General features: G+C 62.1%; 18 protein-coding genes. 11 read left to right on the plus strand and 7 right to left on the minus strand.

Annotation, left to right across the window (positions count from 1 at the left end):
- Window positions 1-48: 48 nt before the first annotated feature.
- The 4 genes from HMPREF0762_RS06990 (at window position 49) to HMPREF0762_RS07005 (ending at window position 3,591) form a co-directional block, all read left to right on the plus strand.
- Entirely contained in the window at window positions 49-1,011 is a 963-nt protein-coding gene (locus tag HMPREF0762_RS06990; protein ID WP_006362874.1) for a LysR family transcriptional regulator, read from the plus strand.
- 162 nt (window positions 1,012-1,173) lie between these two features.
- Window positions 1,174-1,902, plus strand: a complete 729-nt coding sequence (locus HMPREF0762_RS06995) for a B3/B4 domain-containing protein (protein WP_006362875.1) — start codon at window positions 1,174-1,176, stop codon at window positions 1,900-1,902.
- 469 nt (window positions 1,903-2,371) lie between these two features.
- The gene (locus tag HMPREF0762_RS07000; RefSeq protein ID WP_006362878.1) at window positions 2,372-2,881 is read left to right on the plus strand and encodes a CidA/LrgA family protein; all 510 of its coding nucleotides are present in this window, start codon (window positions 2,372-2,374) and stop codon (window positions 2,879-2,881) included.
- Between the two features lie 5 nt (window positions 2,882-2,886).
- Window positions 2,887-3,591, plus strand: a complete 705-nt coding sequence (locus tag HMPREF0762_RS07005; protein ID WP_006362879.1) for an LrgB family protein — start codon at window positions 2,887-2,889, stop codon at window positions 3,589-3,591.
- Window positions 3,592-3,926: 335 nt separating this feature from the next.
- On the opposite strand, the gene ahpC is transcribed toward HMPREF0762_RS07005, so the two are convergent.
- On the minus strand, window positions 3,927-4,490 hold the full coding sequence (gene ahpC / locus HMPREF0762_RS07010; RefSeq protein WP_006362881.1) for an alkyl hydroperoxide reductase subunit C: 564 nt from the start codon (window positions 4,488-4,490) through the stop codon (window positions 3,927-3,929).
- Between the two features lie 503 nt (window positions 4,491-4,993).
- The gene (locus HMPREF0762_RS07015) at window positions 4,994-5,854 is read right to left on the minus strand and encodes an alpha/beta hydrolase (protein ID WP_006362885.1); all 861 of its coding nucleotides are present in this window, start codon (window positions 5,852-5,854) and stop codon (window positions 4,994-4,996) included.
- A 619-nt stretch (window positions 5,855-6,473) separates the two neighbouring features.
- On the opposite strand from HMPREF0762_RS07015, the gene HMPREF0762_RS07020 reads away from it, so the two are divergent.
- Window positions 6,474-6,848: a desulfoferrodoxin family protein gene (locus tag HMPREF0762_RS07020; RefSeq protein WP_040619545.1), complete on the plus strand. Its 375-nt coding sequence runs from the start codon at window positions 6,474-6,476 to the stop codon at window positions 6,846-6,848.
- Window positions 6,849-6,890: 42 nt separating this feature from the next.
- Here HMPREF0762_RS07020 and HMPREF0762_RS07025 read toward each other — a convergent pair whose 3' ends face one another.
- The 3 genes from HMPREF0762_RS07025 to HMPREF0762_RS07035 are packed head-to-tail and all read right to left on the minus strand — an operon-like array spanning window position 6,891 to window position 9,614.
- Window positions 6,891-7,730: a class I SAM-dependent methyltransferase gene (locus tag HMPREF0762_RS07025; protein ID WP_006362889.1), complete on the minus strand. Its 840-nt coding sequence runs from the start codon at window positions 7,728-7,730 to the stop codon at window positions 6,891-6,893.
- Window positions 7,731-7,749: 19 nt separating this feature from the next.
- A complete protein-coding gene (locus HMPREF0762_RS07030) occupies window positions 7,750-8,523 on the minus strand; it encodes an ABC transporter ATP-binding protein (protein ID WP_006362890.1) in 774 nt (257 codons plus the stop codon).
- Window positions 8,520-9,614 carry a FecCD family ABC transporter permease gene (locus tag HMPREF0762_RS07035; protein WP_006362891.1) on the minus strand — a complete coding sequence of 365 codons (1,095 nt, stop codon included), beginning with the start codon at window positions 9,612-9,614 and terminating at the stop codon, window positions 8,520-8,522. Before HMPREF0762_RS07035 ends, HMPREF0762_RS07030 begins: the two co-directional genes overlap by 4 nt.
- A gap of 121 nt (window positions 9,615-9,735) precedes the next feature.
- Here HMPREF0762_RS07035 and HMPREF0762_RS07040 point away from each other — a divergent pair, with 121 nt between their 5' ends.
- The 6 genes from HMPREF0762_RS07040 to HMPREF0762_RS09255 all read left to right on the plus strand — a co-directional run bounded on the left by HMPREF0762_RS07040 (window position 9,736) and on the right by HMPREF0762_RS09255 (window position 15,006).
- The gene (locus HMPREF0762_RS07040) at window positions 9,736-10,878 is read left to right on the plus strand and encodes an ABC transporter substrate-binding protein (RefSeq protein ID WP_115314248.1); all 1,143 of its coding nucleotides are present in this window, start codon (window positions 9,736-9,738) and stop codon (window positions 10,876-10,878) included.
- Window positions 10,879-11,048: 170 nt separating this feature from the next.
- Entirely contained in the window at window positions 11,049-11,705 is a 657-nt protein-coding gene (locus HMPREF0762_RS07045; protein WP_006362893.1) for a ZinT/AdcA family metal-binding protein, read from the plus strand.
- A 54-nt stretch (window positions 11,706-11,759) separates the two neighbouring features.
- A complete protein-coding gene (locus tag HMPREF0762_RS07050; protein ID WP_006362894.1) occupies window positions 11,760-13,091 on the plus strand; it encodes a metal ABC transporter substrate-binding protein in 1,332 nt (443 codons plus the stop codon).
- Between the two features lie 226 nt (window positions 13,092-13,317).
- Window positions 13,318-13,992, plus strand: coding sequence for a metal ABC transporter ATP-binding protein (locus HMPREF0762_RS07055; protein ID WP_006362896.1), 675 nt, complete (start codon window positions 13,318-13,320; stop codon window positions 13,990-13,992).
- Window positions 13,985-14,860, plus strand: a complete 876-nt coding sequence (locus tag HMPREF0762_RS07060) for a metal ABC transporter permease (protein WP_006362897.1) — start codon at window positions 13,985-13,987, stop codon at window positions 14,858-14,860. Before HMPREF0762_RS07055 ends, HMPREF0762_RS07060 begins: the two co-directional genes overlap by 8 nt.
- Window positions 14,857-15,006, plus strand: a complete 150-nt coding sequence (locus HMPREF0762_RS09255; RefSeq protein WP_006362898.1) for a hypothetical protein — start codon at window positions 14,857-14,859, stop codon at window positions 15,004-15,006. The genes HMPREF0762_RS07060 and HMPREF0762_RS09255 overlap by 4 nt, the downstream gene beginning before the upstream one ends.
- A gap of 820 nt (window positions 15,007-15,826) precedes the next feature.
- Here the strand turns inward: HMPREF0762_RS09255 and HMPREF0762_RS07065 are convergent.
- Both HMPREF0762_RS07065 and HMPREF0762_RS07070 read right to left on the minus strand, forming a co-directional pair.
- Window positions 15,827-19,870 carry an MBG domain-containing protein gene (locus HMPREF0762_RS07065; RefSeq protein WP_115314247.1) on the minus strand — a complete coding sequence of 1,348 codons (4,044 nt, stop codon included), beginning with the start codon at window positions 19,868-19,870 and terminating at the stop codon, window positions 15,827-15,829.
- A gap of 312 nt (window positions 19,871-20,182) precedes the next feature.
- Entirely contained in the window at window positions 20,183-20,992 is an 810-nt protein-coding gene (locus tag HMPREF0762_RS07070; protein ID WP_006362900.1) for a metal ABC transporter permease, read from the minus strand.
- Window positions 20,993-20,994 lie beyond the last annotated feature (2 nt).

The raw sequence follows: 20,994 nt of genomic DNA on the forward strand, positions 1-20,994 counted from the left end.
AATTTTCGAACAAGGCGCAGGTTTTTCGCACGCCTTGCAGGAGGACGCATGAACACGCAGCACCTCGAGGAGTTCCTCATCCTCGCTCGCGAGCTGAACTGCACGATCGCCGCCCAACAGGCGTTCGTCGCACGCGCCACCCTCATCGAGCACATGGGCGAGCTCGAATCGGAGCTCGGATGCCGCCTCTTCGCGCGCAACGAGGGACGATACCGCCTCACGCCGATAGGACGACGATTCGTGCGCACGGCATCGGGCATGCTCGAAAACGTCAAGACCGTATGCGACGAATACCGCGATCTCGCCGGCAACTTCCTTTCGGTGCGCATCGCCGCGACCAACCTGCCATGGCTCGAGACGCTCGTGCATCGCGCTCGCAAGGCTCTCGCCGCCGAGAATCCGCGCATCGTCATCGAGATCACGCCCATGCCTGGCGCGTCGAGCACGCTCGAAGCGCTGTCCGACGACGACAACGACATCGTGGTCTGCGGCCGCAAGCATTGGGACGGAGACGTGACGAGCGAATCCATCCCCTGCGGGTTCGACGGCTTCAAGATCAGCGAGGAGACGATCGAGCTTTGGGTGACCGAAGGCAATCCCCTCTTCGAACGCGCATGCATACGGGCGCGAGATCTGGACGGATGCACCATCCTGCTTCCACCCGACATCTACGCCGGATACGTGCGCGACGGCGTGGCCGACCGATTCGCCGAACGCGGAGCGCACGTCACGCTCAGGTCCATGCCGCCGGGCGATCACTTCGATTATTTCGCCAACGGATTCGACGCCGACGTACGCGTGGTGCCGACGACGCTCAAACCGCGGTTCGGACTCGACCGACGCGAGGAATGCCGCACGTTCAATCTGGTCGATCTCCCGTTCGTAACCGATTTCTACGCGATCTACCGCTCGGCGCTTCTCAACGATCCCCTCGCTCGGAAGCTCGTCGAGACGATGCGGTCGCTGGCGCAGGAAGACGACCGGAAACGGCGGGCGCGCGCCTCCGCATAAGCCCGACGGGCCGCATATCGGGCGTTGAGCATAATGAAGCATGCGGCATGCCGAGACATCGACAATTGCGGAAGATGGGCGGCATGCGACAGGTCCCGACGAATTCCCGCGTGCGTTCTCGCCTATAATCAACGGAACGAAGCCTCGATCAAGGAGCGGCGCATGAAGAAGAGCATCATCATCGACGAATCGTTCTGGAACATCTTCCCCGATGCGAGCATCGCCTATGCCATCGTCCGCGACTTCAAGGCAGACGGCGACGTCCCGGAAAACGAGCGGGTGGAAATCGCCGCGCTGCTCAAGGAAGCGAACGAGATCGCCAACGGCAACCTCGTCAGCAGCACCATCTCGCAGAACCCCTGCGTCGCCGTCTGGCGCGACGCCTACACCAAGTTCAAGAAGAAGAAGGGTGCGCGCTGCAGCATGGAGAACCTCATGAAGCGCACGCTCAACGGCAATCCGGTCGGCAGCATCGCCCCGACGGTCGATATCTCAAACGCCATCTCCCTCAAGTACGCCTTTCCCGTCGGCCAGGAAGACCTCGACAGCATCGCCGAGGCGTTGCACCTGGGCGTGAGCGAAGAACCGCTCCCCTTCCTTCCTATCGGCGAAGAGAGCGAAGAGCCGTCGCTTCCCGGCGAGATGCTCTACTACGACGCGGAAGGCGCCGTATGCCGTTGCATGAACTGGCGCGACGGCCAACGCACCGCCGTCACCGACGCCACGCGCAACGCCACGTTGCTCATGGAGAACATCGAGCCCGACCGCATCGGCGATCTTCAAGCCGCGCTCGACGAATACTGCATGCTTGCCAAGAAGTACCTGGATGCCGACATCGTCGTCGCCGGCATCCTCGTCAAGGACGACCCGGCGGTCGAATTCGACTACTAGACCGGTCGCTATAAGCGGCCCCCATGCATCTGCCCACGCGAAAAACGGAAAACGAAAACCTCCGAAACGGAAGGCGCAACCGAATCCGCGTCGGATCGAGCATGCCGACCCATTACGTGCCCTCGAAAAGACAGGCCCTCGCCGGCAGCGAAGCATAATTGAGCGAATAGAGGAAAGACGTGATGCGGGAATAGAAATCCCCTGGCCCGCGGACCGGCGATTATGGAGATGCTCGAAGACCCGCATGAACGTTTCTTGTACGGCATTCGGCGGTTACGTGAATGTCAGGGCCGTACGCCCGGGACGAGTATCCTAGCACCTGTTCGAGATTGACACGAAGGCACCGTGTTCGAGAAGCCGCATCGTACGGAACGATGCCTTCCGAAACGCGGCCGTCGTGACTATCGAGACGCTCGGATGGAAGCGGCGATCCGTGCCGCGCGAAACGATCGAAAGGACTGATTCCTCCATGACGCAGCAGTCGCATGCCGAACGCGACAAAACGATGATCGGAAAGGCGGCCGCACGCTTCCTTCCCAGCCGCACGGATGCGCGCAAGAAAACGCGGCGCGGTGCGCTCATCGCCCTTCAGCTCGTGCTGCTCGTCGGAATCTACGAAGCCGGATGCCTCGTCGCGAAAGCGCTGCCCATAGATCTGCCCGGCAATATCGTCGGCATGGCGCTCCTGCTCACGCTTTTGGCGACGCGTGTGCTCAAGCACAAGCACGTCGGCGCTGCCTGCGATTACCTGATCGACAACATGTCGATCTTCTTCATCCCCGCCGGAGTCGGCATCATGGGATGCTTCAGCATGCTCGAGGATCAGGCGCTCAAGTTCGCCTTCGTCTGCGTGGCCACCACGATCATCGTGTTTCTGGCCACGAGCTACACGGTCATCGCAGTCCAACGCCTGATGGAACGCCGCGCCCGCCGCACCGCCCGCACGCTCGACGGCGCCGGCCTCGAGATCGAGGCGTAAGACCCATGATCGATCTCAACCTCCCGCTGCCCGCGGTCCTCATTCTCGGCACGCTCATATCCCTCGGCGTCTTCGAGCTTTCGGTCCTTCTCTATAAGAAGGTGAAGACCCCGCTCCTCAACCCGCTTCTGGTCACGCTTGTCGGCATCATCGTCGCGCTGAGCCTCCTGCGCATCCCCGTGGATTCGTTCGAGGCGAGCGTCCAGCTCTTCTCGTTCATGCTCGGCCCCGCGACGGTCGCCCTCGCCTACTCCGTCTACCGTCAGCGCCGCATATTGAAGGAGCACTTCATTCCCATCGTTGCCGGATGCCTGGTGGGAAGCATCGTCTCCATGGTGAGCGCCTATACGCTCTGCCGCCTGCTCGGGCTCGGCAACGACCTTGCGCTTTCGTTCATTCCCAAGTCGGTCACCACCCCGATCGCCATCGCGGCGTCCCAGGAGCTCGGCGGCATCACGTCGATCACCGTGGCGGCCGTCATCATCACGGGCATTCTTGGCGCCATCTTCTCGCCTATCATGGCGAAGGTGTTCCGCGTGCATGACAAGGTGGCGACCGGCGTCGCCATCGGTGCCTGCTCGCATGCCGTCGGCACCACCAAGGCACTTGAGATGGGATCGCTCGAAGGAGCCATGAGCGGCGTTGCCTTGGCTGTATCCGGCCTCATGACCACCGCCATCGTCATAGCGGCGCATATCCTCTTCCAATAGGCTCAGGCCCCTTCCTGCACAGGCGTTCCGGCAGGATGCATCCGGGCGCGCATCCGAGCCGAATCATCGGAAACGGTCCTCGGCCATTGAATGCGACCCTCGCCGCCTGGCCATCTTTGACGCATGCAGCCGAAGCGAATCGCAGGGACCTCGGTGCGCGACGCGCCGTCTCCAGCACGCATCCCGCCCTATAGCCCCTGTCTGCATTCGAAAGCGCCGTTGCGCATGAACAAGGAGGCCGGCCCCGAAACATTCGGGGCCGGCCTCCTTCGCCGTTCGGTCTGGAAAACGGCTGCAACGTACATGCCGCTGCAGCCGCAGCCTTGTTCGAAATCCTACAGAGCACCCACCAGATCGGCACCGGGCTTGAGCGTGTCGGCGCCCGGCTCCCAGCGTGCAGGGCAGACCTGATCGCCATGCTCGGCGACGAACTGGCATGCACGCACGAGGCGCAGCAGTTCGGCGGCATTGCGGCCGACGCCGCCGGCGTTCACCTGATACGACTGGATGCGACCCTCGGGGTCGACGATGAAGGCACCGCGCTCGGCCTGGCCGGCGCCGTCGATCAGAACCTCGAAATCGCGCGCAAGCGCCTGCGCCGGATCGGCGAGCATCGGGTAGTCGACCTTGCCGATGGCCTTGGATTCCTGGTGCCACGCCATGTGGACGAACTCGGTATCGCAGGAGACGGAATACACTTCGCAACCGGCGGCTTTGAACTCGTCGTACGAATTCGCGAGATCTTCGAGCTCCGTCGGGCAGACGAAGGTGAAGTCGGCCGGATAGAAGAAGAACACCGACCAATGGCCAAGCGTGTCAGCCTTGGTGACGGTTTTGAATTCATTGTTCTGGTAGGCCTGGACGGAAAAATCGGATACTTCCTTGCCGATGAGTGACATGGATCCTCCTTGAGGTCGTGATGGCGGGTACCCGCACGCATCGTGCGGGTACGTTCGATACCGAAGCGATCGAACTCTTCGGATGCCGTTATTTTAATAGGAATGAATCTCATTAAGAAATGGGAGCGCTGAATTCACGATTTCCGCATGGCGGATTCGATAGGCCTGGTTTCCAAGGAACCACGCCGGACGAGCCGCATCCGTCGCATCCCTGCATGCCCGAATGCCGAAATTCGCAACGATTCAGGTATTCCCTTCCACCCGGCACTTACGATATAATATTCTCATTCGAGAATAATTACGTTCGACACGAGATCGAGCCCAAGGAAATCTCGAAGCAAAAGGGGATTTCAAGACCGCATAACCCATGGCCGGCGCCGATTCCCCCGAGCGCACCGATTCCCCCCGTGTCGCGCTTGCACTCGGCGCACGGGCGCCATTACGGCCACGCTCGCACCCATCGTCGTCTCGGCGAGCGTGGCCCCCCCTCTCTCTGCGGATCGCTATACCGCGGAATCCTCCTCATCGCACTCGTGCGCGTCGAGATAATAGGCGTCGGCATGTGCGTTCAGCCAATCGAGGGCGTCTTCGATGACGGCGTCCTTGTCGTATTCGTTGAAAATCTCATGGAGCAGGCCCGCGTAGATGCGCAGGCTCTTATCCTCTGCGGCGATCTGCTCGTAGAGCTCCAGGGAATCCTTCGGAGCTACCAAGCCGTCGTCGCCGCCGTGCAGGATGAGCACCGGGTCGACGAAATCGGCCGTATGGGCGCGCATGTATTCGTGACCTTCATGCAGCGCGCGGAAAAGTCCGAGCGACATCTCCTTGACGACCAGCGGATCGGCCATGTAGCGCTCGCCGACCGAGGGATCCGAGCATACGCCGCCGGATAGCTCGTTCTGCATATAGGTCAGATCGGGTTCGTCGGTCGTAAGGGCGCCGTCGCACATATGCTTGTTGTCGCGCGTCCAGGCTCCCGACAGAACGAAACCGTCCACCTTGCCCGGGAACAGGTGCGCATAGAGCGCGGCGCAGTACCCGCCCATGCTGTGACCCACCATGAAGACCGGCAGGTCGGGATTCTCCGCAATGGCGCGATCGACCACGACGTCGGCATCCTTCGCGATCTCGTCGAAGGACGCGTAATAGACCTTCTGGCCGCCGCTGCGCCCGTGCCCGCGATGGTCGAAGCGGTACACCGTGTATCCTTGCGCGTTCAGACGCATGGTCAGATAATCGTAGCGCCCCTGATGCTCGCACAGCCCGTGCACGATGACGACGGCCGCGAGCGGCGTGTCGACCGCATCGGTCTTGCCGAAGAGCTCCGTGCCGTCGAATGACGCGAACGTGTATTCCTCTGCCATGGGAATCCTTTCTCGAGGATGTGCCGATGGCTCAAAGTATAGGTTGTGGAATCCTTGTGCGCACGTGCTATTCTTCCCTGTTTTAAATTGTATGCAATTTTATTTTGTACTATCTTTATGAAACCGAGAGGAAATGAGCGGATGCAGCTGAGCGCACGTACGGATGCGCGCAAGCCATACGCCTCGCACCCTTTCGGCCGGCGCACGGCGCCGGCTCGATCCTTGCATACCCGAAAGCCGCATGCATCGCGACCCCCTTTCCTCCCCTTTCCCGCGATGCAGACGGCGCCCCTTGAAGACGGACGGCTCTCATCCCCTAAGCGAGCCGTCCGTCTTTTTCATGCGTGGGAGATCTCGAGGCCATAGGGGCCTATCCGAAGCATCGGCTCCCCTTCCTCATTTTCGATTGCATTTGATGTAATTGTGACCAATTCAATAGCATCTTCGAATCCCATATGAGTGCGGCGGAAAACGAGCGATAATGAGCGTGATGGATTCGGGGATGAAACGCATGGATTCCATCCGCGAACCGATCCCGCGACATCTGTGCGATTCCCAGGCGCGCTGTTGCGGGGAATCCCATGAAAGGTCCGTATGGGCCGGAAAAAAGGAGGACATCATGAAGTTCTATTCCAGCGCCGATTGCGGCAACATCATCATGTATTTCGTCGAGAAGGGCCCGCGCGTCGTCTGCTGCGGCACGGAGATGACCGAGCTTATCCCCAACACGACCGACGCGGCTACCGAGAAGCACGTCCCCGTCGTCACGATCGAGGGCTCTAAGGTCACCGTCAAGGTCGGCGAAGTCGCCCACCCGATGCTCGAGGAGCACCACATCTCCTGGGTCGTCCTCGAGACCAAGAACGGCTTCCAGAAGGTCGAGCTTTCCGCCGGACAGGAGCCCGTCGCCGAGTTCGCGCTCGTCGAGGGCGACGAAGCCGTCGCGGCCTACGAGTACTGCAACCTCCACGGCCTCTGGAAGGCCGAGATCTAAGGCATCTCAAGCCTTAACGGCGATCGAGGGGCGGCACGCGACTTAAGCGGGCCGCCCCTCGTCTATGCAGAAGCCCATCATCACGACGGCGGTCTCGATATGCTCGCGCACGATGCCTTCCTGCGCGATCGACCGAAGGTATTCTTCGACGACGGCTTTCCGCCCTTCGTCGAGAGATGTCGATACCAGACGGTCGGCATACAGGCGAATCGCCTCCTCAAGCGGCCGATCGGTATTCCACACGTCGTGATACCGACGTATTTCGGGCGTATATCCCCGTAGCCATGCAAGCGAGAACGCGCTGAGGAAATCCGTATCGAAGGGATCGCGGGACTCCGGAAGGCCGCAGCGCCTGCGCGCCTCGAAGAGGACTTCGTCGGTTCTGCGGACGGGCCGCGCGAAACAGCACCATCGCTTCGCCAGCGACATCATCTTCAGGAACGCCTCGGCATCCCCGATCGCCGGCGTCATATGCGCGAACACGAGGTCGAAGCCCTCATCGAACGCCATGTCTCGAAAATCGCTCTGGACGAACCGCACGTTGCGCACATCGAGGGCGCATGCCTTCTCGCGGGCGGCCTCTATCATCTTCGGGGAGATGTCGATGCCGACCACTTCTCCCACCCGCGATGCGAGGGCAAGGCCGTAGATGCCGCTTCCGCATCCGATATCCAGAACCCTCATGTCCGGCGTGAACTCAACCTCGTCGTCAAGCATGCGTATGAACGGGTCGTCGCCGGTCGGAATCGGCATCTTCGCGAAGTTCGGCGCGGCGGCATCCCATACCTCCTGCCCGCGATAGCCGGCATCCTCGCTCTTCCAGCTGAGCGCGATGCGTTCCTCGTCGAACAGAATCGCGGTATCGTACCTCTCGATGTTCATGACCGTATCCTTTCTCTCTTCAGCAGGCCGCAGGAAGCGCGATGCGCATCCCGTCGACTTCGATCACGTTGAACGAAGCGCCATAGGTCTCGGACAAGTTCCGCGAATCCACGACCTCACGACCGCCGCAGGCCACAGGGACGCCGTTTCTCACGAGCAGGAACTCGTCGCAGAAGCGCAACGCCAGGTTGACGTCATGGAGCACGGCGATGGTCGCAAGGCCGTCCCGATGCGTGACGTCGCGGATGAGCCGCAGCACCTCGAGCTGGTTCTTGGGGTCGAGCGCGCTTGTAGGTTCATCCAGGATCAGGACCTTCGGTTCTTGGGCGAGGGCGCGCGCGATGAACGCCTTCTGACGTTCGCCTCCCGAAAGCTCGTCGCAGTACCTCCGGGAATACCCCTCGAATCCGAGACGGGCGATGGCTCGCGCGGCGACTTCCCTGTCGTGATCGGTCAACCCCCAGCCGACATGCGGGCGCCTTCCCAAGAGCACCTCGTCGTACACGGTGAGGTGCGGCACGGTTTGCTGCTGGCCCACATAGGCGATATGCCGGGCTATCTGCCGACGGCTCATCGAGGCGATCGCCTGTCCGCAAACCGACACCTCGCCCGCAGAGGGGCGTGCGATACCGGCAAGCAGGTCGAGCAACGTGGACTTCCCTGCCCCGTTATTGCCGAGGATCGCCATGAACGACCCCGGTTCGACATGCACGTCGATATCCTCGAACACGTTGCATGCGCAGCGCGGATAGGAATACGCGAGCCCGCATGCGGTCATGGATTCCCTATTCATCGCGCATACCCCCGATACAGAAGCACGAGGAAGAACGGCGCGCCCAGGAAGGATGTGATCGCCCCGATAGGAAGGATCACGGGCGAGATGACCATGCGGGCCGCAAGATCGCTTCCCAGCATGATCACGGCACCGAGCACGAGCGACGCCGGAAGCAGATACCGATAGTCGCTGCCTACGACCCTGCGGGCGATATGGGGTGCGATAAGGCCGATGAAGCTGATGAGACCGACGAATGAGACCACGGCCGCCGCCGCGAGCGAGGCGACGGCCACGCTCGCCACGCGCGTGCGCGCAAGATCCACGCCCAAGCCGCTGGCCGCGTGGGCGCCGTTCTGCAGCGCGTTGTAGTTCCATCGGTTCATGAAGAAGTATGCGCCGCAGCACGCGCATACGGCTGCCATGAATCCTATCTGGCTCCAGGTCGCCCGTCCCAGATCGCCGAACTGCCAGAAGACGGCCTTCGTAAGCTCGACGTCGCTGGCGAAGTACTGCATGATGGTCGACGAGCCGCCCCAGAGCGCGGAGAGGGCGACGCCGACGAGCACGATGCTTTCCGGACGCATGCCGCCGAGCCGGGAGAACAGAAGCACGATGATGCTCGACGCCATGGCGCCCGCAAACGCGAACAGCGCGATCGCGCCCATGCCTATGCCGGATGCCGATCCTGCAAGCGCAGGCACCACGACGATGATGGCGAGGCTGGCGCCGAACGAGGCGCCTTGGGAAATGCCGACCGTGGACGCCGAAGCCAGAGGATTCTCGAGCACGCTTTGAAGAACCGCACCCGCCAAGGCGAGCCCGGAGCCCGCGACAAGAGCGCATACGACACGCGGAAGCCTGATGGAACGCACGGCCGCGACATCGGTCGACTGGCCCTGGCCAAACAGCGCCGCCATGATCTCGCCTATGCCGATGCCCGACGCTCCGCAGGAGAGTTCGGCCGCAGCGGATGCAAGCATGAAAGCGACGAGAACCGCTATGGTCGCGATGCATCGCCGCTCGGCCGTTCGCTGGACCCGAAGAATCTCGTCCACCCGACCATCGGCCGGACGACAGGTCGGCACATCATCGTCCATCGAGGCGTTCATGCCGCCCTCCTTATAGCGATGTTACTTTTTTTATTTTCGTATCACTGTACGCAAAAGCATGATAGCATCGCTGAAGTGTTACGGAATTATAATTCATAATACTTTCGAGAAAGGAGCTCCGGTGGAAATCAGACACGGTTGGGCCGCACGAATGGCGGCGATCGCCTGCGCGATCATGCTCGCCCTCGCGGCGATGGCGTTCGCGGGGTGCGCGGAGACGAACGACGGCGGCGAAACGGAAGATGCCGCGTCCGCCATGATGACGGTCGTGGATATGCGCGGTCGCACCGTAGATGTGCCGCAGGACGTGCAGAGAATCGTCTGCGTCGGCATCAGCCTGCGCCCCGTGTGCTATCTCCAGGCCGTCGACAAGGTGGTCGGCGTGGAGGAATCCGAGCACGAAGATTACGTCCAGTGCGCGTACCGGCATGTCAACCATGCGACCTTCGAGAAGCTCCCCGTGATCGGCGACGGAGGGTCGAAGGGCGTGACGCCGAACGAAGAAGCCATCATGGAGGCGGCACCGCAGGTCATCGTCGCCGACGGCCTTGAAGCCGATGCGGCGGACGCGCTCCAGCAGAAAACGGGAATCCCCGTGGTCTGCCTCGACCAGCCCGAGACCTTCTTCGGGCAGGACTACTGCGACAATCTCCTCTTCCTCGGAAAGGTGCTCGGCCGCGAAGAACGCGCGCACGAGGTCGTCGACTATATCAAGGATCTCGAGTCCGATCTGAAAGCCCGTTCGGCGGCATCGAAGTCGGCAGGAACGGTCTCGGCTTATGCCGCGGGCATCAGCTTCCGCGGCGGGCACGGGTTCGACGGCACCGAAGCCCTGTTCCCGCCCTTCGACGTCTGCGGCATCGCGAACGTCGCGGACGGCCAGGGCGCGAACGGGCCCTATTCCATCGATCTGGAAGCGGTTTCGAGCGCGCAGCCTTCATACGTGTTCATAGAAAGCGGCAACCTCCCGCTGGTCAAGGAAGACTACGCCTCGAACCCCACGTACTTCGACGCGCTGAACGCGGTTAAGGAAGGCAAGACCTATTCGCTCATCTCCTACCGCTTCTACTCGACCAACGTGGAGCTGGCGCTTGCGAACTGCTACCAGGTCGGATCGGTGGCCTACCCCGATACGTTCTCGGATGTCGATCCCGAGAAGAAGCTCGACGAGATCAGCGAGTTCATGCTCGGAGCGCCTTTGTCGGCCGAGTTCGCGCAGAAGGAAGGGGCGCGCTTCCAGCAGGTCGACATCACGCAACCATAGGGAAGCCTGCATCCAGGCGGTCGCCGGAATCATCAAGATCCAGGCGACCGCCAGAATTATCAAGAATATGTGAAGGCACTTGCATGGACGGTGAGAAGGATTCAGTATTTCGCGTCAGAAGTTAGCCAAGGTTAACATTTAACTTCCCCCGACAATGCAAGGAGCATACCATGAAAGCACTCAACAAGGTCTGTCGAGCAACGACGGCCGTCGGCATAGCCCTCGCACTGGCAGGATGCGCAGGGCAGGCAGAGAAGGATCAGGCCGAGGATATGTCGCAGGAAACGATGGCCTCCCAGCCCGCCGCCATGGACGAGGCCTCCGCCGCCAAGACCACCCTCGCCGGATGGAAGGGCACCTGGAACGACTTCAGCTCCTACCTCGACAAGGACGAAGTCGCCGACGCCTACGACGAAGCCGCGAAAATGAACAAGACCACGGCGGAAGATGTGAAGGCCGAGCTTGAAGAGAAGCGCTCGTGCGAATTCCACGGCCTGAAGATCGAAGGCGACACCGTGAGCTTCCTTGACGGATTCGAATCCGAGGGCGGCACCGAGATCGCCAAGGCCACCTACGAGTGCGTCGACTCCAAAAAGGTCATGCACGGCGGCCACGAGCTGGAGTGGGACGTCTTCAAGGCCAAGGAGGCCGACGTGAAATACCCCGTTCTCCTCATGATGCCCGTCCATGGCGAGGAGGAGCTCACGCACTTCCACATGCGCTACGGCAATGACGTCGACGAGCTGATGGGCAAAGACGACTGGTATCCGACCTTCGTAGCCCCCAGCTCCACGATCGACCAGATCAAGGACGAGATCAAAGAATAACGCAGCGAGGGGCGCCGAAAGGCGCCCCTTACCGTTGAGGAGAACGCACGCATCATGAATCACACGCGCAGAGAATTCCTTCGCGTCTGCGGCTACGTGGGCGCAGGCATCGCGAGCGCCGCCCTGCTTCCCTCCTGTGCGGACGGCGCCGGTTCCAAGGCCTCCGCCCAGGCACGGCCGGTGGTCTACGCCTCTTTCTACCCTGTATACGACCTAGTACGCGAAGTGGCGGGAGATGCCGTAGAGCTGCACGCCTTCATGCCGACGAACAAAGACCCCCACGTCTGGGAGCCCACGCCCAAGAACCTCAAAGACCTCTCCCGCGCCGATCTGCTGGTCGTGAACGGCGCCAACATGGAGCACTGGGTCGATCAGGTGCGCGACAACCTTCCCGACCTGCCCGTGCTCACGCTTGCGGACAGCATCGATCTTATCACCTACAAGGGTGCGGCCGCCATGGGCGAGTTCCAATACATCGCGAGCCTCGGGGTCGGCCCCGGAACCTACGGCTTCGAATTCGGCCACACGCACCAAGACATCATGCGCGTCGCCTTCTTCAGGGCCGATGCGAACACGTCTGAAGCCGAGCTCGCGAAGCGCGGACGCGCCATCATGAGCGAGAAAGGCCGGACCGTCGCCCAGCACGACACCATCGATGTGGAAGACGGCGCGGTCTACGCCTTGGAGATGGGGCACGAGAGCGGATACATCGGCTTCACGCTGCCCGAAGGCGACGACTGGATCCTGCTTTCCGACCGCGCGAGCGCGAACCTGCTTTCTTATCGGCTGGTGACGCGCGAGAACGGCGACGAGATCCCGACGAAGCAGCTCATGGAAGGATCGTCGTCAGGCACCGACAAGGTAAGCTACGACCCGCATTCCTGGCTGTCGCTCCTGAACGCCAAGCGTTACTGCAACGCCATCCACGATCGCCTCTGCGAAATCCGGCCCGATCAGAAGTCGGATTTCTACCAGCGCAAAGTCGATGTCGTGGCGCGCATCACCGAACTCGATGCGTCTTACCAGGAGAAGTTCAAGGGTCTGACGCGCCGCGAATTCGTCGTCACCCACAACGCGTACGCCTACCTCTGCCGCGACCTCGATATCAAGCACTTCCCCCTGCAGGGGCTCACCTCGACCGAGTCGCCTGCGCTCAAAACCGTGCGCAAGGCCGTGGACTTCTGCAAGGAGCACGGCACCACCACGGTGTTCTACGAGCTGGGCGCGAATCCCAAAGATGCCGAGACCGTGGCCAACGAAATCGGCGGGAAGGCCGTGCCGCTCGCATCCATGGAATACGTCAGCGAGGAACAGGGCGCCCAGATGAACGGCTACGTCGAGATCATGCGAGCCAATATCGAGGCCATCTACCAATCCCTGGTATAAGCGCGCTTCGACATGGGCTCCCAAAGCGCGCCTTGGGAGCCTCGGCGTTGTTTCGAAGCACGCATCCCGGTTCGATCGGGAGCGCGAAGCCATGACTCAGGACGCATCTCGGCACGGCCTGCCGCGCGCCTCGAACGCCTCGGCGAGCCCCGCAGCGAATCTCGCGGGATGTGCGACGCGCGCATCCCGGCACCCACGAGAAGAAACCTATCACGAAAGGATACGCATGGATGCCATCAGGGTATCGAACCTCAGCTTCGGCTATACGGCGCAGCCCGTTCTCAAAGACCTGGGGTTCACCGTCGCCGAGGGAGCGTTCTGCTGCCTGACCGGCGAGAACGGATCGGGCAAGTCGACGCTCATGAAGCTCGTGCTCGGAGAGCTCAAACCGGATGCGGGCGCAATCGAGCTCTTCGGGAAGAGCATCAAGGCCTACGACGACCTCACCTGGATCGGCTACGTTCCCCAGGCCAACGTCCTCGGGGCCGTCGCCTTCCCCACCACCTGCCGCGAAATCGTCGTGCAGGGGCTCTACCGTCAGTTCGGCATCGTTCGCATACCGCGCAGGCGCCACTACGCCGTGGCTGATGCGGCGCTTGCGCGCATGGGGCTCGAAGGATACGCACGCACGCCCTTCAACCAGCTCTCCGGCGGCCTGCAGCAGCGCGTCATGATCTGCCGGGCCCTCGTGAACGACCCGAGGCTCCTCGTGCTCGACGAACCGACCGCGGGCGTGGACAGCGACAGCAAGATCAAGTTCCTCGAGCTTCTGGCGCACATCAAGGAGCAGCGCACGATCACCTGCCTCATCATCTCGCATGAGTTCCAGCTCATACGCGACTATGTGCCGCTGGACGCAAGCTATCGGATCGTAGACGGAAGGATGGTCGAGCATGCTTGAGTTCGAATTCATGCGACGGACCCTCATGGCGGGGATGATGTTCGCCATCGCCCTGCCGCTCATCGGCATCGTCATGATCAACCGCAAGACCTCCATGGTCAGCGACGCGCTTTCCCACGTATCGCTCACCGGCGTCGGTCTGGGCCTCATCTTCGGGTTCGACCCCGTATGGGGCGCCGTAGCGAGCTGCGTCGTCGCGGGGTTCTCCATCGAGGCGGTGCGCACGCGCCTTCCCCAGTTCGGCGACATGGCCGTCGCCATCATCATGAGCGCGGGCCTCGGCCTCGCGGTCATCCTCGCAGACCTGGCTCCTGGCGGCAACACCTTCGAGTCGTACCTGTTCGGATCCATATCGTCGGTGACCTCCGCCGACCTTGTCGGCACGGCCGCGGCCACCCTGTTCACGGTGGCCTTGAGCGTCGTGCTGTACGCCGGGCTGTCCGACATCGCCATCGACCGCACGCTCGTCCGCATCGCAGGCGTCGATGCGCGCGTGGTTGACGGCCTGTTCACAGCGCTTTCCGCGATTATGATCGGCTTGGCCTGCAAGGTCGTCGGCGCGCTGCTCGTCGTATCGTTGGTGACGCTGCCGGTGGCGACCGCGCTCATCCTCTGCCGCAGCTATCGGCAGACCTGCATCGTCGCGGTGCTGCTCGGCATCGTCTACACCATGTCGGGGCTCGTGTTCTCGTACCAATACGACGTGCGGCCCGGCGGATCGATCGTCATGGCCGCCATCGTCGGCATCCTGGCATTCCTTGCGATCAAGCAGATAAGAAAGCGCATGAAATCGACTCGAACGAAAAACACGGATACGGCGTCGATGGAAGGCATCATTCCTTCGTCGGCAGAGGAGGCGCAGATATGAGGAACATGGAGGAGAAGGTGCAGAAAGAGGAATCGCACCAAAGCGTTTCGACAACGCACGACGAACAAGCGATCAAGGAGCGCATCATGGGACGCCTGCTCGCCCACGAGCTATCCTACATCGCACTGCGCAATGGAGCGATGTAGCGCTAGGTTTGGCGCCGAGTCTTGCCGGGTCTGTCGCCAGGTATGGCTGAACCCATAAGCTGGATTTGCCTGGGCCTCTCACGTGCCTCTGAAATTGCGACGACGTCTGATTCACATGTTCCGACGTCACCGGGTTCGCATCGATGCCAAAATAATCGAGCTTTGAGAAAAACATCCCCTCTTTCTCGTCTCGATGCCAAAATAATCGAGTTCTGAGAGTCTAAAGGACTGAATTCGTTGTATACACAACGAATTCAGTCTTGTTTTATATACAACGAAAATGAGGCCTACGCGGCGAAATTAAGTCGTAATTATTCTCAGAACTCCCGTATTTTGGCAACGGAGGCTGCATTCACGATCGGTTTTCTCCGAACCTTTGATTATTGGAATTACATACATTGTATATCCAGTACATCAGCCATCTATCGACAGCGCCGAGCGACCTTGCCTTGGAAACTCGACCAAAACGAAGGCCCGGAACCCCCTCAAGGGGGGTCCGGGCCTGAAACCAGGCGCGTCAATCGGCGAAATCCGCGATCCGGGCAAACCACCCGCATCCGTCACCCAGGCATGCCACCTTCCGAACATGCCGTCCGGACTCACCATCCGCGCACTTCAACCGAATCCGTCGTCCAGGCGCGTCAACCAAATCCGCCATCCGCACACGTCAGCTGGACTCGCCATCCGCACGCGTCAACTGAACCCGTCATCCAAACGCGACTGCCCGAGACACAGCCGAGATGCCAACCAGCTACATTAGGCCGAGGCATCATCCTGAACTCATCCGGAACACATCCGGAATGGCAGCCAAGGGCGTCGGCTAACGCATGCGACGCCTCAGAGCAACGGCCCCACCCGCCACGAGAGAGGCACCGAGCATGACGCAGACAGCAGGCAGAACATTCGTGGCGTCGCTGGTCCGAGGAATGGCCGAACCCTTCCTCTTGGTGTCGGGATGCGTCGACTTGGCGGAACCGTCGGGCTTGGAGCCGTCGGGCTTATCGGCAGAACCACCGGGCTTGTCCGTGCCGCTCGGAGGATTCGAAGGAGGCTTCGAATCGGGTGCGGGCGTCTTGGCCTTCTTCACGACAAGCGTGCCGGAAGCGTAGGAGAAGTCGTAGTCGTCGGCAGCGCCGCCTGCGGGCGAGAGCTCGAAGGACCCCTCGGACGCAAGCGAGGCGGCGGGCAGGGGCGTGACGGCGGGAGCCGTGTAACCCGATGCCGTTGCGGCATCTTCTCCGCCGACGAATCCCGTAACGGACACGGCGTAGGCCGGGCTTCCGCCAGGCTCGACGGTCTCTCCCGCATAGGAGGCCGTGAGGGTCGCCTTACCTATGGACCAGGGAATGCTCATGGTGCTCGCACCGCCCCCAGGTCCGCGCAGCGCCGCCGCATAGGCGACGAGGCCGGCGCGCGCAGGAGCCCACTCGAGATTATCGGCATCGGCGATCGTGGCCGTAGCCACGTAATCGCCGGCGTGCGTCGCTTTCCAATCGCCGGAAAGCTCGTAGTCGTCGGAAGACGCGACGCCCTGCTGCTCGACGCCCGTGTAGGTCAGCCCCGACGCAGCCTGCGGACGAGCGACCTTCTTCTTGGCGATGGACCATGCGATATCGCGGCTCGCAGACTCATGCCCGTCGGCCCATACGTAGCCGGGCTTCAAGGTTGCCGTAGCAACGTAATCGCCGGCGTTGGTGGCAACCACATCGCCCGAGAGCTCGTAAGCCCCGCTCGTCGCGACGCCCTGCTGCTCGGCCCCCGTGTACGCCAGGCCCTCGATGGGTGCCGGGGCAGGAGCCTCGCCGGCAGGAAGCACGGTGAGCGTGCCGCCCTCGTAAGAGGCGAACTCGTAGTTGTCTGCCGAACCGCCGGACGCCTCAAGCTCGTAGGTGCCGGGCGCAAGCGTAGCGAGGTCTTCGTCCTCATGGCCCTTGACGGAAACCTTCGGCGCCTTATAGCCCTTTGCCGTGGAAGCGTCCTGCCCGCCGACGAAGCCCGTCACCACGGAGTCGGGAAGCTGAGCGGATGCATCGCCGTAGGACATCTCCATGTCAGGCGCCTTCGCCGTCAGAGGCGCAGGCGTGATCTTGATGAGCACCAGCACGCCATCGGTCGTACCATCCTTCCAGGCGAAGTTGCCCCCCTCGGCAACAACGTAAGGAGCAGCGGCTGCAGGATACAGACTCGCGTCGTAGGGCACGAACCGTTCAGCTCTTTGACCTACGCCTTGCCATGCTTCATGAATGAAAGGCTTCTTGAGTGACAATCTATCGCGAAGCGCAACATTCTCACCGAAGTTGAGGTACGGAGCCAAATCGATATCCTCGCCCGTATAGACGATGCTCACCTCGGTGGGATTCACGACGGACTGCTCGACATCCACCGTGCGCGGCGCGATGTCGAAAGCTACCTGCTTATCCTCCGTCGTCCCATCCGACCAGGTGCAGCCTTCGATGAGGTGCAGCGTCGTCTCGTAGCTCCCCGCATTGACCGCATGCGTATTGACGACCAGATACCCCTCGCCCGCCTCGACGGCGTTGTGCTCTTGATTATCGAACACCACGTTCGTTCCCGTCGGAATAGGGATGGTCTTGTTGCTCGGAGCCGACGGTCCGGAGATGCTCCAATCGTACGTGACGGGCGCGGTCGTGCCGTCTGACCAGGCGTAACCATCCTTCAACGTGGCGGTGACGGAGTAATGCCCGGGATAGAGGGCCGACGCCTCGCCCGAAAGGGTGTAGCCGGTGTTCTCGTAAACAGGAACGCCCTGCTCGTTGCCGTTGTAGGCGAACGAGGTCTCCTTGACCGCAGGTTTGTTCACCACGGTCTTATCCGTGACGAGCACCGGCACGTCGACGGAATCCGACTTCTTCGTCGCGGAATCGTAGTCTATATCGAGCTGCATCGCGATATCTCCGTCGGGGGCAAGCGAATACTGAAGCGGCACGATATAAAAGGAACTGCCCTTGAAATTGTACGTCGCCGTGCCGGTCGTCTGGGCATCGGTGAGCTTCACGAGCATCTTGTGGATGCGCGAGTCCTTGCCGTTGTAGCCAGGCTTGTTCCAGAGCGTCTTGCCGGTCGCGGTCACGCGCTCGATCGCGGTGTCGGGCAAGTCGGTGCATGTCCCCGCGTCCTGAAGCGTGAAGGCGGGATTGTACACCCTGAGATACAGGTAACGGGTGCCGTCTTGCTTGACGATAAGCGTCGCGTTGTCCTTCATGGGGCTCATGGGCAGGCAATGCATGGGAAAGTTCTTGGGATCGAGGGTCTCGCCCGGAGCGAGCGTGTGCACCTCGACATCCACGCCGTAGTCGGGGGTGTTCTCATCGTAGACGCCGAACGGGTTGTTGGGGTTGTTCGCATACACCGTGACGTCGGAAAGGATGGGATTGTACTTTCCCGGCATGGAGAAGTTCGCCGTCACCGTGTAGGTGCCGGGCGCAAGGGTTCCGGGTTCCTGCTTCGTGCCGGGCTTCTTCGCGGCATCGAAGGCTGCCACGGCCTGGTCGAGGGCATCCTTGGCGGCGGTCAGGGACTCGGAGGTCGGGTTCTGCGCGGCAAGGGATGCCTTCGCGGCGGCGACGGCGTCTTTAAGCTCCTGCGCCGCGGTTGAAGTCACCCATTGCGCATCGGGAGAGATGTCGGAGCCGTCGGCGGATTCGGCCACGCTCTCGAGATCTGCCTGCGCGGCATCGATGGATGCCTGCAAGGCTGCCTTGGCCTTATCGAGGGCGTTCGCCTCGATCGTGTATTCGATGGACTTGGGACCGGTCGTGCCGTCGGCCCACACGTAGCCGTCCTTGAGCGTCGCGGTTGCGGTATGCACGCCGGCATCGGCGGCCTTCTCGCCCGTCAGGGTGAAGCCTTGGGTACCCTTGCCCATAAGGACGCCCGTCTGCTCGGACCCGTTCGAGACGAGCCCTTCGACAGCCTTGGGCGTATTCACGACGATCCTGCCCTGCTCAAGCGCGGGAGCCGCCGTCGTGTCGCCCGTCCTGACCGCGCTGCCGTAGTCGATCGCGAGCTGCAGGGCGATATTCCCGTTCGGGGCGAGCTCGATGTTCAACGGCACCGCATAGAGCTTGCTGCCCTTGAAGTCGTAGGTCTTGGTGCCGGCAGTCTGGGTTTCGGGAAGCGTGAGCGCGACCTTATGGATGCGGCTGGTCCTGGCATTGTAGTTGCCTTCCCATATGCCGCCGCCACCCCAATCGGTAGGCGACACGCGCTCGACGGCCGCATCGGGCAGCGCGGCGCAGGTGCCGAGGTCCTGCAACGTGAAGATCGGATTCGGGAAGGGAACGAGAAGCGTGGCCTTGCCGTCGGTTCCCACATAGAGCGTCGCGTTGGCGCTGACCGGAACCTGCGGAATCGCGTTCTGCACGTCAAGCCCCACGTTCTCGTCGATCGTCGGGCCGAAGGGATTGTGCTGCGTGGTCGGATAGACCGTAAGCCCCGGAATCAGGGGATTGTACTGCCCCGGCATGCTCACGTTGGCCGTGACCGAATAGGTTCCGGGCGCGAGCGTCGCGGCCGGGGCGCGCAGGATGCCTGCGGATGCCGCCATGCCTGAAGCCTCCTCGCTCAGGCTGCCGTCCTGGTTGCCGGATGCCGCTCCCGCAGCTTCGTTCGCACCCTCGTCAGCAAGTTCGTCGGCAGGTTCGCCGGCGTTTTCACCCGCCGAGTCCGCGCCGTCCTGCCCGTCGGCGACGCGTGCCGCCGCCACGCCCGACGACGGTTCCGTCCCCGCATCCGCCCCTGGCGAAGCGGATGCAGGGGTCGGCACCATCGACACGGCCAAGACCACGGCGAAGACCGTGGCAAGCAGCCCGTCGAGGAATCTGCCTCGTGCCTTCATGCCCATGAGAGCCATCCTTTCCCTGCGCCGCGCGCATCCACGATCGCGCGGCCGAAATCCTTATCCCCTGCCGCATGTCGATTCCCTGCGAGTTGCGGCAGGTCCTTTGCTTCTCCGCCTGGCTGTCGGACGAACGATGCCCCGGCGTCCCTGGCGATAGTTAGCTAGAGATAACATTAATGGATGCAAACGCACGGAAAGGTTGCAGTGGTTACCCCGAAAAAGAAAAAAATCGCCCCTCGGAAAGGAGCGATGCGATGCGCTGCATCAATGGGAATGCGCGATGTCAGAATGAGGCTCGGCTTCGACGACCGTTCCCTACGCCCGCCGTGTCACGAGGGCGACGGCCTTCTTCACGACGAAGATGGCCAGCAGCAATGCCACGGAAAGCAGCACGATGGTTCCGCCGGGCTTCAGGCCGAGGACGTACGAAAGGATGAGCCCGAGCACAGCCGAGCCGACGCCGACAACGCTCGAGATGACGCAGGTCTGACGCCAGCTGCGCGCGACCTGAAGCGCGCATGCCACGGGAACGACCATCATGGACGACACCATGAGCGAGCCTACGGTGCGCGCCGCCACCGCGACGACGAGGGCCACGACGAACACGTAGAGCGCGTTGATAAGCGAGACCCGCACGCCCGATACGCGCGCATGGCGCTCGTCGAAGGCCATGAGGAAGAGCTCGCGGTCGAGCAGCACGCAGAACGCGAGCGCAAGGATGCTGATGCCGAGGACCGAGACGACCTCTCCCTCGCTGATGGTGAGGATGCTGCCGAACAGGAAGCTGTTGAAGCTCGCGGAATTGGGCACGAAGCCCGACAAGACGCCCGCCAAGCCGATGCCCGCCGCAAGCACGATGGCGACCGCGAGCTCGGACTGGTCCTTGAAGCGTTTGCGCACGCCTTCGACGCACATCGCGCCGGCCACGCACGCGACGGCCGCGCCGGCCACGGGGTTGATGCCTGCGATCAGGCCGCCCGCCACGCCGGCAAGCGACGTATGGGAAAGGGCGTCGCCGATCATGGACAGGCGGCGCAGGACGATGGTGACGCCGACCAAGGGCACGACGATGCCGAGCAGGATGCCGACGACGAGACCGCGCTGCATGAACACGTATTCGAACATGG

It is taken from the genome of Slackia exigua ATCC 700122 (genome assembly GCF_000162875.1).
In the GTDB taxonomy this organism is placed as follows: Bacteria; Actinomycetota; Coriobacteriia; order Coriobacteriales; family Eggerthellaceae; genus Slackia; species Slackia exigua.